The sequence below is a fragment of the Klebsiella grimontii genome (assembly GCF_900200035.1).
Taxonomy (GTDB): Bacteria; Pseudomonadota; Gammaproteobacteria; order Enterobacterales; family Enterobacteriaceae; genus Klebsiella; species Klebsiella grimontii.
The window spans coordinates 419,890-433,347 of the sequence record NZ_FZTC01000022.1; the positions used below are offsets into that span (position 1 = coordinate 419,890).

Annotated in this window: 14 protein-coding genes; 3 read left to right on the forward strand and 11 right to left on the reverse strand. The window is 55.4% G+C overall.

Annotation, left to right across the window (positions count from 1 at the left end; genetic code table 11):
• The first annotated feature begins 152 nt into the window (after nt 1-152).
• The 3 genes from xseA to KOSB73_RS22705 all read left to right on the forward strand — a co-directional run bounded on the left by xseA (nt 153) and on the right by KOSB73_RS22705 (nt 2,977).
• Nucleotides 153-1,526, forward strand: coding sequence for an exodeoxyribonuclease VII large subunit (xseA, locus tag KOSB73_RS22695; RefSeq protein WP_024359344.1), 1,374 nt, complete (start codon nt 153-155; stop codon nt 1,524-1,526).
• A gap of 81 nt (nt 1,527-1,607) precedes the next feature.
• Nucleotides 1,608-2,636: a M4 family metallopeptidase gene (locus KOSB73_RS22700; protein WP_024359345.1), complete on the forward strand. Its 1,029-nt coding sequence runs from the start codon at nt 1,608-1,610 to the stop codon at nt 2,634-2,636.
• On the forward strand, nt 2,633-2,977 hold the full coding sequence (locus tag KOSB73_RS22705) for a protealysin inhibitor emfourin (RefSeq protein ID WP_024359346.1): 345 nt from the start codon (nt 2,633-2,635) through the stop codon (nt 2,975-2,977). Before KOSB73_RS22700 ends, KOSB73_RS22705 begins: the two co-directional genes overlap by 4 nt.
• Here KOSB73_RS22705 and KOSB73_RS22710 read toward each other — a convergent pair.
• From KOSB73_RS22710 to ndk, 11 genes are all read right to left on the reverse strand, one after another.
• The gene (locus tag KOSB73_RS22710) at nt 2,974-3,189 is read right to left on the reverse strand and encodes a zinc ribbon domain-containing protein (RefSeq protein WP_024359347.1); all 216 of its coding nucleotides are present in this window, start codon (nt 3,187-3,189) and stop codon (nt 2,974-2,976) included. The genes KOSB73_RS22705 and KOSB73_RS22710 overlap by 4 nt on opposite strands.
• Nucleotides 3,190-3,308: 119 nt before the next feature.
• Nucleotides 3,309-3,701 (reverse strand): cell envelope integrity TolA C-terminal domain-containing protein, encoded by a 393-nt coding sequence (locus tag KOSB73_RS22715; RefSeq protein WP_024359348.1) that lies wholly within the window; start codon nt 3,699-3,701, stop codon nt 3,309-3,311.
• A 58-nt stretch (nt 3,702-3,759) separates the two neighbouring features.
• The gene (locus KOSB73_RS22720; RefSeq protein WP_004136454.1) at nt 3,760-4,137 is read right to left on the reverse strand and encodes a TonB family protein; all 378 of its coding nucleotides are present in this window, start codon (nt 4,135-4,137) and stop codon (nt 3,760-3,762) included.
• Nucleotides 4,138-4,295: 158 nt separating this feature from the next.
• Nucleotides 4,296-5,774: a ribosome biogenesis GTPase Der gene (gene der, locus KOSB73_RS22725; RefSeq protein WP_004136453.1), complete on the reverse strand. Its 1,479-nt coding sequence runs from the start codon at nt 5,772-5,774 to the stop codon at nt 4,296-4,298.
• 114 nt (nt 5,775-5,888) lie between these two features.
• Nucleotides 5,889-7,067, reverse strand: a complete 1,179-nt coding sequence (bamB, locus tag KOSB73_RS22730) for an outer membrane protein assembly factor BamB (protein WP_004104478.1) — start codon at nt 7,065-7,067, stop codon at nt 5,889-5,891.
• Between the two features lie 10 nt (nt 7,068-7,077).
• Complete coding sequence (locus KOSB73_RS22735; RefSeq protein WP_098141024.1) at nt 7,078-7,698, reverse strand: YfgM family protein; 621 nt, start codon at nt 7,696-7,698, stop codon at nt 7,078-7,080.
• A 34-nt stretch (nt 7,699-7,732) separates the two neighbouring features.
• A complete protein-coding gene (gene hisS, locus KOSB73_RS22740) occupies nt 7,733-9,007 on the reverse strand; it encodes a histidine--tRNA ligase (protein WP_004136452.1) in 1,275 nt (424 codons plus the stop codon).
• 91 nt (nt 9,008-9,098) lie between these two features.
• Nucleotides 9,099-10,220: a flavodoxin-dependent (E)-4-hydroxy-3-methylbut-2-enyl-diphosphate synthase gene (ispG, locus tag KOSB73_RS22745; protein ID WP_004136451.1), complete on the reverse strand. Its 1,122-nt coding sequence runs from the start codon at nt 10,218-10,220 to the stop codon at nt 9,099-9,101.
• Between the two features lie 26 nt (nt 10,221-10,246).
• Nucleotides 10,247-11,206 (reverse strand): cytoskeleton protein RodZ, encoded by a 960-nt coding sequence (gene rodZ / locus KOSB73_RS22750; protein WP_049085717.1) that lies wholly within the window; start codon nt 11,204-11,206, stop codon nt 10,247-10,249.
• Between the two features lie 275 nt (nt 11,207-11,481).
• Nucleotides 11,482-12,648: a dual-specificity RNA methyltransferase RlmN gene (gene rlmN, locus KOSB73_RS22755; RefSeq protein ID WP_004123586.1), complete on the reverse strand. Its 1,167-nt coding sequence runs from the start codon at nt 12,646-12,648 to the stop codon at nt 11,482-11,484.
• A 288-nt stretch (nt 12,649-12,936) separates the two neighbouring features.
• Nucleotides 12,937-13,368 (reverse strand): nucleoside-diphosphate kinase, encoded by a 432-nt coding sequence (gene ndk, locus KOSB73_RS22760; RefSeq protein WP_004114414.1) that lies wholly within the window; start codon nt 13,366-13,368, stop codon nt 12,937-12,939.
• Between the last annotated feature and the right edge of the window lie 90 nt (nt 13,369-13,458).

The window sequence follows — 13,458 nt, forward strand, 5'->3', positions numbered from 1 at the left end:
TATCTCGACCAGGGTGGATAAATATTGCCGTGGCATTATACAGAGCGTAACCGATTGCATCTACCCTTTTTTGCAAATAATACTTGCGATCCCCTCCCAGCAGGTTACTATCGATTGAATAACCTGCTGATTTAAAATTTGATCTTGCTCACATGTTGCCATCTCAATCCCCCTCAATTTACACGGTTAGCCGCCTCAATCAGTCGGTTCGACTGCTGCTGGAACGTGAAATGGGCCAGGTGTGGATTAGCGGCGAAATTTCAAACTTCAGCCAACCCTCTTCTGGTCACTGGTACTTCACCTTAAAGGACGATAACGCCCAGGTGCGCTGCGCGATGTTCCGCAACAGCAACCGCCGCGTGACCTTCCGCCCGCAGCACGGGCAGCAGGTGCTGGTACGCGCTAATATCACGCTTTACGAGCCGCGCGGCGATTATCAAATTATCGTCGAAAGCATGCAGCCGGCGGGCGAAGGTCTGCTGCAGCAGAAGTATGAACAGCTCAAGGCAGCGCTGGCCGCGGAAGGCTTGTTCGATCAGCAGCATAAAAAAGCGCTCCCCTCCCCCGCGCACTGCATTGGCGTTATTACCTCTAAAACCGGCGCTGCGCTGCACGATATTTTGCACGTGCTCAAGCGCCGCGATCCTTCCCTGCCGGTCGTTATCTACCCGACCGCCGTACAGGGTGAAGATGCGCCGGGGCAGATCGTTCGCGCCATTGAACTGGCCAACGCGCGCCATGAGTGCGATGTGCTGATTGTCGGACGCGGCGGCGGTTCGCTGGAAGATCTATGGAGCTTTAACGACGAGCGGGTGGCGCGGGCGATTTTCGCCAGCCCTATTCCCATCGTCAGCGCCGTAGGCCATGAGACCGACGTCACTATCGCCGACTTTGTTGCCGACCTGCGCGCGCCAACGCCTTCCGCCGCGGCAGAAATTGTCAGCCGCAACCAGCAGGAGCTGCTGCGCCAGCTCCAGTCCGGGCAGCAGCGTCTCGAAATGGCAATGGACTACTTCCTTGCCAACCGCCATCGCCGATTTACCCAAATTTTTCACCGCCTGCAGCAGCAGCATCCCCAGCTGCGGCTGGCCCGTCAGCAAACGGAACTCGAAAGATTGCGCCAACGCATGCGTTTCGCTCTTGAGACGCAGATGAAGCGCGCCGACCAGCGCCAACAGCGCGCCGCGCAGCGCCTGAATCAACAAAATCCGCAGCCGCGCATTCACCGCGCCCAGAGCCGTATTCAACAGCTGGAATACCGGCTGGCGGAAAACATCCGCGCGCGTCTTGGCGATCAACGTGAACGCTTCGGTAATATGGTCACGCATCTGGAAGCCGTCAGCCCGCTGGCGACGCTCGCCCGCGGCTATAGCGTCACTTCCGTCAGCGACGGCAAAGTGCTGAAACAAACGACGCAGGTGCGCGAGGGTGACCTTCTCACGACCCGCCTGAACGATGGTTGGGTAGAGAGCGAAGTGAAGAACATCACGCCGGTGAAGAAAACCCGTACCCGCAAAAAAGCCTGATTATCCTGCCATTTCGACCGGTGATAACTATACTGCAGTCATGCCCTTTTAAAACGGTTTTACCCGGCTAAGGAGCGTGACATGCCAGAAGCTTATCCCCGTTATGTGATCCCGCCCTACATCTTACGTCGTATTGTCGATCGTGGTTCTCTTCAGCAGCAGCGCTGCGCGCAGAATACCCTCAGCCATGTTCAGACTCTGATGGCGCACGTTCCGGGCCGCCCCGCCGCCGCCCACGTCACCACGCCGGGCCTGCTTGAGCGTGACATTTATGATGCCGGGCAGACCCAGGATCTGCCGGGTACCCAGGTCCGTTTTGAGGGACAGCCCTCTAACGGCGACGTAGCCGTTGATGAAGCCTATGACTATCTCGGCATCACCCATGATTTTTTCTGGAAGAGCTACCAGCGAGATTCGCTGGATAACCGCGGGTTGAAGCTCACCGGCAGCGTCCACTATGGTCACGAATATCAAAACGCGTTCTGGAACGGCCAACAAATGGTATTCGGCGACGGCGATGGCGAGATTTTTAATCGTTTTACTATCGCTATTGACGTAGTGGCGCATGAGCTAAGCCATGGCGTGACGGAGAGCGAAGCCGGTCTCATCTATTTCGAACAATCCGGCGCGCTCAACGAATCACTATCGGATGTCTTTGGATCGCTGGTCAAACAATATCAGCGCCAGCAGACGGCTGACAAAGCGGACTGGATTATTGGCGAGGGGCTACTCGCGAAAGGCATCCACGGCAAAGGTCTGCGCTCTATGTCGCAGCCGGGTACCGCTTATGATGACCCTATCCTTGGCAAAGACCCGCAACCCGCGCATATGAAAGATTTTGTTCATACCCAGCAGGATAACGGCGGCGTTCATATTAACTCCGGTATTCCTAATCACGCCTTTTATCTCGCCGCCAGCGCAATCGGCGGTTTTGCATGGGAAAAAGCGGGATATGCCTGGTACGACGCGGTGTGCGATCACTCTCTGGCAAAAGACGCCGACTTCTCCGCCTTTGCCAGACTGACGATTCACCATGGCGAGAAACGCTCTGGCAAAGAGGCCGCTGATGCGATTACTCAGGCCTGGGAGCGGGTCGGAGTCGCGCTATGAATCTCCCCGATCTCAGCGATGACGCGGTCATTGAGCTGGCGCGCGAGGGTGGCGTCGCCTGGATCCCGGCGCTCAGCGGGATGCGGAAGATTGTCGTTGCCCGGCTTAACGAGCAACAAAGGCAGCGGATCGCGACGATTCTCCAACAGTCGCTACCGCTGGGCAAACCGCCAGGTCAGCCCGACTCGCCGGGGAGCGGCGACCAGCGTTTCTTCCGCATTCAGATAATTAGCGAACAGCATTATCACAGCCTGATTATCCTCATTCCCGAGGAGCGTGCGCCAAATTCACTGATTGAACTCTGGCGCGACGGCGAAGGCTGCGTCAGCGATAAAGGTTAAATCGGCACAAACTCGACGCGTTTTTTTGAAATCAGCCCGTGACCGTGCTGGCAGAAGTAATCCACCGCGCCGCAGGCCTTTAATACCTCCAGCGGCTGGTGGCAATCCGGGCAGCGGGCTTCAACAACATAATCTTTCGCACAACGCTCGCAATGGGCGCTATTGCCCTGCACAGCAAGCTGCGCATGGCACACGGGGCAATCAAATTCCATGGTGACTCCTGACAATGGGTATATAGCTTTATTTTATCACGGTTGCATAATCTGTGGCTGCTGCCGGTCATTAACCCTCCGCAGGCTATTCGCCCCCTGCCTGGCCGCCGCGTTTAATTTTATTCACCCTGCATACTGAATCGGGACTGAGCAAAAGCGTCATAGACCTGCTTATCGGTGAACGGCGGAAAAGTGGCCCGTTTAGCGGCATCAACCAGCGCGGCACAATATGCTTTATTACCTTCGCTCGTTGTCACGCTATTCAGTTTACCCTCATCGCTAAAACTCAGATGTATCGTGCATTTTTTACCCGTCCAGCCGTAGCGATTGGATAACCGGGAATCAATAGACTCTTTTATCGCTCTCGCCTGCCTGCCATATTCATCGTCATCGCTGAATCGTCCGGAGCTACAGCTCCCAAGCGCTGATGTTTTATGGCAGTCAGAAGGATGAAACGGCGCACAGCTGCTGGCTAAAATAACCAAACCGACCATCACTATTGTTTTTTTCATATCCCTGTTCCCGGCGTTTATTACGATTGTCCCTACGTTATTTCACGTGCGTTCAACTTTAGCGAAAAGGGACGCCCCTGCTTTGAATACTGCCGGGCTGGTTTGGCGCTGGCACCTCTACGCAAGACGGCCCGGGCGTGAAATGAATGGTAATGATGTTATTGCTGGAAGGCTTCCCTTTGACGTATCGCCATTTTTCCATTGCGGCCCTGACTTCATTATCAAACATTCCTGAAGGATCGGAGCTTAATAACTGAACGTTAATCACCCGCCCGTTCTCATCAACGTCAAATTGCGCTTTAACCTGACCTGGTATTCCTTTTTTTTCAGCTTTCGCGGGATAAGCAGGCTTAACGCGCGGTTCAATCGCTTGTGATTCAGCAGCACAGGCTATGGGAATAAGACACAGCATCAGGAGAGTTAAAAGGCTTTTCATTCTGACCTCATTGTCACAAAAATATCTATCCTCCTTGGTTTTTCTCACATTTATAACGCGGCCTCAAGCGAGTTTATTATTATTCTGCGCATGAACAATAGCGATAATAAAAAAGCCCGACGGGTGCGGGCTTTAGATTTTTGAGGCTGGCGGCTAACTTACTTGCTTTTCTTAATATGCTTGATCAAGCGCTTACGCTTACGCATCTGGTTCGGCGTCAGGGTATTACGTTTGTTGGCAAACGGGTTTTCCCCTTCCTTGAACTGAATACGAATCGGCGTACCCATCACTTCCAGCGATTTACGGAAGTAGTTCATCAGATAGCGTTTGTACGAATCCGGCAGGTCTTTAACCTGGTTACCGTGAATCACCACGATCGGTGGGTTATAACCACCGGCGTGGGCATATTTCAGCTTCACGCGACGGCCGCGCACCAGCGGCGGCTGATGGTCTTCGGCAGCCATAGTCATAATGCGGGTCAGCATAGCGGTGCCCACGCGACGGGTGGCGCTGTCGTACGCCTCGCGTACGGATTCGAACAGGTTGCCAACGCCGCTGCCGTGCAGCGCGGAGATAAAGTGCACGCGGGCAAAGTCGATAAAGCCCAGACGGAAGTCGAGGGTCTCTTTCACCTGCTCTTTCACTTCCTGGCTCAGGCCGTCCCATTTATTGACGACAATCACCAGCGAGCGGCCGCTGTTGAGAATAAAGCCCAGCAGGGAGAGATCCTGATCGGAAATCCCTTCGCGCGCATCAATGACCAACAGCACCACGTTGGCATCTTCAATCGCCTGCAGCGTTTTGATCACCGAGAATTTTTCGACGACATCGGTAATTTTCCCGCGCTTACGCACGCCTGCGGTATCAATAAGAACGTATTCCCGCTCATCGCGCTGCATCGGGATGTAGATGCTGTCGCGAGTGGTTCCCGGCATATCGTAAACCACCACACGATCTTCGCCCAGAATACGGTTGGTGAGCGTTGACTTACCCACGTTCGGGCGGCCCACAATCGCCAGCTTAATCGGCAGATCCTGCGGGTTAAAATCATCTTCCGGCTCTTCAACTTCTGCGCCGTTCTGCTCCGCTTCAAACTGCGCCCAGTATGCCGCGTCCTCGTCCACTTCTTCCGGCGGGTTCACCTCGTCAACCCACGGTAGCAGCACATGCTCCAGCAGGCTGGTGACGCCGCGACCGTGTGAAGCGGCGATGGGATAAATCTCGCCTAAACCCAGCGACCAAAAATCGGCAATCGCCTGATCGGCATCGATGCCGTCAGTTTTGTTTGCCACCAGGAAGGTCGGTTTTTCACGAGAGCGCAGATGTTTCGCAATTGCCGAATCCGCCGGCATCAGGCCCGCACGCGCATCGACCATAAACAGCACGACGTCCGCTTCTTCGATTGCCAGCAGCGACTGTTCCGCCATCCGCGTTTCTACGCCATCTTCGGTACCGTCGATCCCGCCGGTATCGATACAGATAAATTCGCGGCCTTCCACTTCAGCACGACCGTACTTACGGTCACGAGTCAGCCCCGGAAAATCCGCGACCAACGCATCGCGAGTGCGCGTTAAGCGGTTAAAAAGCGTGGATTTTCCAACGTTAGGGCGCCCGACAAGCGCGACCACAGGTATCATGTTAAATGCCTCATACTAAAATCGATACAACGCCATTTTCACGGCGTTTTTAAAAAAGCCAAAACGGCCCCTGTCTGCCAGGGGCCGTTTCTCAAAAATAGACTACCGCTGTTGTTAACGCGTAATCGCGTACAGCGTGCCGTCTTTCGCCTGAATCAGCAGCTTGCCGTCAGCCACAACCGGATCGGTCAGGAAGCCTGAGCTGTCTACCTTTTGCTGAGCCACAAAGTGACCATCTTCCGGGTTGACCCAGTGCATATAGCCTTCGCTATCGCCAACCACCAGGTTGCCATTATACAGCACAGGCGCCGTCAGCAGACGGTGCAGCAGATCGCTTTGCGTCCACAGCGTCACGCCGCCGTCGGTGGTAAGCGCCAGCAGACGGTCGTTTTGATCAACCAGGTATATACGGTTGCCGTCGACGATGAAATCGTTCACTGAACCCAGCTCGCGTTTCCACATAATCTGGCCGCTGCGCAGATCCAGCGCCGTCAGGTTGCCGTTATAGGCCAGCGCATAAATCACGCCGTTCACTATAACCGGCGTCGTGTCGACGTCGTTAAGACGGTCGATTTCAGTCGGACCGGTGGCGGTAGAGATACGCTGTTGCCAAATCATCTGGCCCTGCTGCATCAGCACCGCGCTGACGCGACCGTTATCGCCGCCCACAATCGCTGCGCCGTACGCGGTAGCCGGAGCGGATTCGCCGCGCAGAGAGAGCGCTGGCATATCCAGGTTAACGGTCCATTTCACCGCGCCGTCAGCTTCGTTCAGCGCCTGCAGCTGACCGTTAGTAGTATGAATCAGCACCATACCGTCGCTGACGACCGGACGGGAAATCGCTTCACCCGCCACGCTCGCTTCCCATGCAACGGTACCGTCGCTGGTGTTCAGCGCGTAAACTTTCGCTTTTTCGCTACCGATATAAACATGGCCGCCGGAGACGGTCACGCCGCCGGAGAGCAGCGCAGGCGCGCGGGAGAACCAGCCGTCTTTCTCGGCCAGGTTAACCGACCACACCTCTTTGCCGTCGCCTGAATTCAGGGCTTTAACGGTGCCTTTACGATCGGCGGCATACACAACGCCATCAGCAAACGCCGGGTGCAGGTTAGAGTAGAATTCGCCAATACCGCCGCCAACGGAGGTGCTCCAGGACGTGGACGGCGTAAACTGGTTTTCCACCGTCGGCAGTGGCGACATTTTCACCACATCTTCTTCGCTGTTAAACAGCGAACAACCGCTCAATAAGGTAACGGAAAGCAGCCCTGGCAAAAGTAATTTACGCAATTGCATCGAGTCCCTCTCAGATGGACAAATTATTTATTTTCATACGCATCATTTCGCTGAGCGCCGGTGAAGCATCGCTTTTCGCGCCCGCTTCCCATGCCGCTTTCGCCCCTTGCTTATCGCCTTTGCTCAGCAGGATCTCGCCGCGCAGGTCGGCGACAATCGCGGTCCAGCCTTCGCCTTTCACGGCATCCAGGGTTTTCAGCGCGGCATCAGGCTGCTTAAGCTGCAGCTGTACGCGAGCAAGACGCATATTGATAACCGATTTCAGGTTATCATCAGAAGCGGCTGACAGCCCCTGCTGAAGCTGCTTTTCAGCGTTCTGCAGGTCGTTTTTATCGACAAACTGCTGCGCCAGCTCAAGAGACGCAAACGCACCATAGGTGTTTTTGCTGTCGGCGGCAAATTTCTGCGCCGCGTTCAGCGCTTCTGGTTTATCCGATTTGAGCGCGGAAATCGCATTTTCATATGCCAGAGACGAGCCCCTGGCGGTGTCCAGCTGATGGGAGGTCCAGTAGCGCCAGCCAACCAGCGCGCCAACGCCCAAAATCACCCCGACGGCCAGCGCCTTGCCATTTTCAGCAAAGAAACGCTTTAACGCATCGACCTGATCGTTTTCGTTATTGTAAAGTTCCACGCAGTCCTTCTCCTGACTAATGATTCCCGGGAGATTAACCCAGAAGTGTGCGCAAATGCGCGGCAACGCTATCCTGCGTTACGGTAGTTTGCTCACCTGAGCGTAAATCTTTCACTACCACGTTTCCGTCGGCGATTTCTGATTCGCCCAGCACCAGCGCAACGCGAGCGCCCCATTTATCAGCGCGCGCAAACTGCTTCTTAAAGTTGCCGCCGCCGTGGTTGGTCATCAGCTTAACGCCGGGTAACGCATCGCGTACCTGTTCAGCCAGACGCATTGCTGCGGACTGGGTGTCAGTTCCGGAGGCTACCAGGTATATATCGACAACAGGATCGGCTTTAAATTCCGGATTCACTGCCTGAACCAGTAAAACAAGACGTTCCAGCCCCATCGCAAAGCCGACGCCAGGGGTAGCGCGACCGCCAAGCTGCTCAACCAGACCATCGTAACGGCCTCCGGCGCAGACGGTGCCCTGGGAACCGAGGCTGGTGGTGACCCACTCAAACACGGTGCGGTTGTAGTAGTCGAGACCGCGTACCAGACGCTGATTCACGGTATAGCGAATACCGGCATCATCCAGCAGCGCGCACAGCCCGGCAAAATGCGTTTTGGACTCTTCATCAAGATAGTCGCCCAGCGTCGGGGCGTCGTTCAGCAGCGCCTGGACGTCCGGGTTTTTAGAATCCAGCACGCGCAGCGGGTTGGTGTACATGCGGCGTTTGCAGTCTTCGTCCAGCTTATCTTTAAACTGCTCAAGATAGGCCACCAGCGCGTCGCGATAGTTAGCGCGAGCCTCCAGCGAACCGATAGAGTTCAGCTCCAGCGCAACGTGGCCGGAGATACCCAGCTCGCGCCACCAGCGGGCGGTCAGCATAATCAGCTCGGCATCGATATCCGGCCCCTGCAGGCCAAACGCTTCGGCGCCAATCTGGTGGAACTGACGGTAGCGGCCTTTTTGCGGACGTTCGTGGCGGAACATCGGCCCAATGTACCACAGGCGCTGTTCTTGATTGTACAGGAGACCATGTTCGATACCGGCGCGTACGCAGCCAGCCGTGCCTTCCGGACGCAGAGTCAGGCTATCGCCGTTACGGTCCTCAAAGGTGTACATCTCTTTTTCAACCACGTCGGTCACTTCGCCGATAGCGCGTTTGAATAACGGGGTCTGCTCTACAATCGGCAAACGGATTTCGCTGTAACCGTAGCTACCAAGCACCTGCTTCAGTGAGCCTTCAATGCGCTGCCAGAGAGCGGTTTCGCCCGGCAGATAATCGTTCATGCCACGGATGGCTTGAATGTTCTTTGCCACGTTTATTCTCTTTATATATACAAAAATGAACCCCGGCGCCTCGCGCCCGCAGGTTCAATCATACACGGGAAGCGTATCGCTTCCCAACACGTTATTTCGCTTCAACCTGCTGGATATCGATACGACGCGCCTCATCCAGCATCGATGCTTTAGCGCGAATACGCGCTTCCAGCTGATCGATCATATCGTCGTTATCCAGCCTGTCTTTACGTACGCCGTCTTCGTACAGGCCGCTTTTCTTATTGCCGCCGGTTACGCCGAGGGTGGAAACCAGCGCCTCGCCGGGACCGTTTACCACGCAGCCAATGATCGAAATATCCATCGGCGTAATGATATCTTCCAGGCGCTGCTCCAGCGCGTTAACGGTACCGATAACGTCAAACTCCTGACGTGAACAGGTCGGGCAGGCAATAAAGTTGATCCCGCGAGAGCGAATACGCAGCGACTTGAGAATATCGAAGCCCACTTTGATCTCTTCAACGGGATCCGCCGCCAGAGAGACGCGCAGCGTATCGCCGATCCCTTCAGACAGCAGCAGGCCGAGGCCGATCGCGGACTTCACCGCGCCGCTGCGCGCGCCGCCCGCTTCGGTGATCCCGAGGTGCAGAGGCTGATCGATCTGTTTCGCCAACAGGCGATAGGATTCAACCGCGAGGAACACATCGGAGGCTTTTACGCTGACTTTAAACTGATCGAAGTTGAGACGATCGAGATGATCGACATGGCGCATTGCCGATTCCAGCAGCGCCTGCGGGGTCGGTTCGCCGTATTTTTCCTGGAGATCTTTTTCCAGAGAACCGGCGTTTACCCCGATACGGATAGGAATATTTTTATCGCGAGCACAGTCCACCACCATGCGGATACGCTCTTCGTTGCCGATATTGCCCGGGTTAATACGCAGGCAATCAACGCCGTATTCCGCTACCTTCAGCGCAATGCGGTAATCGAAGTGGATATCGGCAACCAGCGGGACGTTAACCTGCTGTTTGATAAGTTTGAACGCTTCCGCCGCATCCATCGTCGGCACCGAAACGCGCACGATATCCGCGCCAACGCGCTCGAGGGCTTTAATTTGATTTACCGTCGCCGCCACATCGGTGGTACGCGTGTTTGTCATCGACTGTACGGCGATAGGGGCGCCATCGCCAATCGGCACATTCCCAACGTAAATTCGTTTTGATTTTCTACGTTGAATCGGAGCCTGGTTATGCATGAAAAATCTCCCGCGTTACCCGTCTGTTACTGCGCCGGTGATTGTTCGGCATTAAGGGTCAGACGTGCAACCTGGTTAGTTCTGATAAAACGACTTAAATCGACAGGTTTACCCAAATACTGAATCTGTACCGCTGCCGGGGCGCCGATTTTCAGTTTATAAGGTGCCTGGCCGCTCAGGTTGAGGTTACCGCCTTTACGCTGCAAACCGCTGAACAGCTTTTTACCGGTCGCATCGCTCACTTCCAGCCAGCAGTCGGCGGTGAAGTTCAGCACCAGATCCTGCGCGGAGGCCGCCGCAGCGGTCACGTTTGCCTGATCGGTCGGTAACGGCGTAGTTGCCGCCGTATCAACGTTTGCCTGCGAAGGCGCGACCACGGCGTTATTCTCGACCGGAGCCGGGGCAGGTGCTGGAGCCGGCGCCGGAGAGGTCTCGACAGGCGCGCTGTTGGCAGCGGTGTCCGGTGCGGAATTCGCCGATTGATTATCCAGCGGGATGCTTTGGCTGTTGTTATCGCCAGAATTCAGTTCGGCGGAGGATTGATCGGCCATCGTGGAGATCTCATCCTGCTGCGCTTTGTGGTCCTGCCACCACCAGGCGCCGCTGAGGCCGATCACCACGAACAGCACCAGCCAGGTAAAGCTCATCAGCCAACCGTCGCGCTTTTTGCGACGTTTACCCAGCGAGAAGGTCTGCATGGGGGCAACTTTCGCCGCCCGAATCGGAGCCTGCTTGGCCATCATCGGCAGCAGCTCTTCTTCTGGAATGTGCACAAGGCGAGCATAAGAGCGGATATAGCCGCGCAGGAAGGTTGAAGCAAGATCGGCGGGTGCCTTATCGTCTTCAATATCACGAACCGTGGAAACCTTCAGGCATAAGCGTTCAGCCACCGCCTGCTGGCTGAGCCCGAGTTGTTCGCGGGCATTACGCAGACGCGCGCCCGTAGTGTTTGCTTCTTGATGGTCTTGAGTGGCTTCAGTATTCATTCGCTACAACTACTGGTACGTGAAATTTAAAATTCAGCGCCGGTTACCCCGCGCCGCGAGACATCTGCTCAACGTCAGACAAACAGTATAAGTCCGTATGACCTGGTATCACAGAGACTTATCAAAATTGAATGCTAAGCGGTTGTTGTACCGCTACATACTGCCTCAAAGTCGACAAAAACGCACCGTAATTATTAACCACAACAGCGTATTTCGCCCGGCTATTCCACAAATATGCAACGCACCGCCCAGGCTGTGCGCTGCATCATTTATGATCAGACCGCCTTCACGTCGATCGCTTCGCCCTGCATACGTTTACGCAGCGTACGCTTGGTACGGTCGATAACGTCGCCGGCCAGCTGACCGCAGGCGGCGTCGATATCGTCGCCGCGGGTTTTACGCACGATCGTGGTGAAACCATACTCCATTAACACCTTGGAGAAACGGTCGATACGGCTGTTGGAGCTACGGCCATACGGCGCGCCAGGGAAGGGGTTCCATGGGATCAGGTTGATCTTGCACGGCGTATCTTTCAGCAGCGCGGCCAGCTCATGCGCATGCTCGGTGCCGTCGTTGACGTGATCCAGCATGACGTATTCGATAGTGACGCGGCCCTGGTTGGCGTTGGACTTCGAAATATAGCCGCGCACCGAGTTCAGGAAGGTCTCGATGTTGTATTTCTTGTTGATCGGCACGATTTCGTCGCGAATGGTATCGTTCGGCGCGTGCAGAGAGATGGCCAGCGCGACGTCAATCATATCGCCAAGCTTATCAAGCGCTGGCACCACGCCGGAGGTGGAGAGCGTGACGCGACGCTTAGAAAGACCAAAGCCGAAGTCGTCAAGCATGATTTCCATGGCCGGAACCACGTTAGTCAGGTTCAGCAGCGGCTCGCCCATCCCCATCATCACCACGTTGGTAATCGGACGTACGCCGGTGGTCTTCACCGCGCCGACGATTTTCGCCGCGCGCCAGACCTGGCCGATAATTTCCGAAACCCGCAGGTTGCGGTTAAAACCCTGCTGGGCCGTAGAACAGAATTTACACTCCAGCGCGCAGCCCACCTGGGAAGAAACGCACAGGGTGGCGCGATCGTCTTCCGGGATGTACACGGTTTCGACGCGCTGATCGCCAACGGCAATCGCCCACTTGATGGTGCCGTCGCTCGAGCGCTGCTCTTCCACGACTTCCGGCGCGCGGATCTCCGCGACTTCCTTTAATTTTCCGCGCAGAACCTTGTTGATGTCGGTCATCTCATCAAAGTTATCGCAGCAGTAGTGATACATCCATTTCATCACCTGATCGGCGCGAAAAGGCTTTTCGCCCATGTTTTTGAAAAACTCGCGCAGCTGCTGACGGTTCAAATCCAGCAGGTTGATTTTGGCATCTTTGTTCGGCACCGTCAGAGCGGCGCTATCAGGCGTGACTATTTGTTCAGACATAATTGATTCCGGCCTCGTTATTACACGTTATGGCCCCTGGAGGGTTGAAAAAAGAAACGCCCCGGGAGCGACTGCTCATCCGGGGCGCTGTATTCTACAAATTCTGGCCCATCAATACCACGTTTGCACGCTGCAATGATGAAAAAATCTGTAACTGCCTGGCAGATCCTATAAGGATTTTCGATTGTCGCAAGGCGGCAAGCAAGTGAAGCCCCGGGAGCATAGATAACTATGTGACCGGGTGAACGCGCGCAGCCAATACCGCGACGGTCGAAAAGCCGACGAGGATTAGCGGGTGCGCGGACAAACCTCGCCTTCAGCAAAGAAAAACGCGATTTCGCGCGCGGCGGATTCAACAGAATCGGAACCGTGGGTGCCGTTCTCGGTGAAGCTGTCAGCGTAGTCTGCGCGCAGGGTACCCGCCAGCGCGTTCGCCGGGTTGGTTGCGCCCAGCAGGTCACGATGACGCTGAACCGCATTTTCGCCTTCCAGCACGGAAACCACGATCGGACCGGAAGTCATAAATTCAACCAGACCGTCAAAGAACGGGCGACCTTCGTGCTCAGCATAGAAGCCGCGAGCCTGCTCAACGGTCAGATGCAGCATTTTGGTGCCAACAATTTTGAACCCTGCAGCTTCAAAGCGAGAAAAGATGCCGCCAATAACGTTTTTTGCCACCGCGTTTGGTTTGATGATGGAAAAAGTACGTTCAATAGCCATGATAACCTCTTTATATATGTTGTTCTGTTTCGCAGATGAGACCGATAAATACGGCGCGAATTATAATCATCATCTAAGGCGGTTGCCTAT

Coding starts and splice junctions, on each gene's coding strand:
- KOSB73_RS22710 (WP_024359347.1), bottom strand. CDS start 3,189: ATGGAATTTGATTGCCCCGTGTGCCATGCGCAGCTTGCTGTGCAGGGC.
- KOSB73_RS22705 (WP_024359346.1), top strand. CDS start 2,633: ATGAATCTCCCCGATCTCAGCGATGACGCGGTCATTGAGCTGGCGCGC.
- bamB (WP_004104478.1), bottom strand. CDS start 7,067: ATGCAATTGCGTAAATTACTTTTGCCAGGGCTGCTTTCCGTTACCTTA.
- der (WP_004136453.1), bottom strand. CDS start 5,774: ATGATACCTGTGGTCGCGCTTGTCGGGCGCCCTAACGTTGGAAAATCC.
- rlmN (WP_004123586.1), bottom strand. CDS start 12,648: ATGTCTGAACAAATAGTCACGCCTGATAGCGCCGCTCTGACGGTGCCG.
- KOSB73_RS22720 (WP_004136454.1), bottom strand. CDS start 4,137: ATGAAAAGCCTTTTAACTCTCCTGATGCTGTGTCTTATTCCCATAGCC.
- ispG (WP_004136451.1), bottom strand. CDS start 10,220: ATGCATAACCAGGCTCCGATTCAACGTAGAAAATCAAAACGAATTTAC.
- xseA (WP_024359344.1), top strand. CDS start 153: ATGTTGCCATCTCAATCCCCCTCAATTTACACGGTTAGCCGCCTCAAT.
- KOSB73_RS22700 (WP_024359345.1), top strand. CDS start 1,608: ATGCCAGAAGCTTATCCCCGTTATGTGATCCCGCCCTACATCTTACGT.
- ndk (WP_004114414.1), bottom strand. CDS start 13,368: ATGGCTATTGAACGTACTTTTTCCATCATCAAACCAAACGCGGTGGCA.
- KOSB73_RS22715 (WP_024359348.1), bottom strand. CDS start 3,701: ATGAAAAAAACAATAGTGATGGTCGGTTTGGTTATTTTAGCCAGCAGC.
- rodZ (WP_049085717.1), bottom strand. CDS start 11,206: ATGAATACTGAAGCCACTCAAGACCATCAAGAAGCAAACACTACGGGC.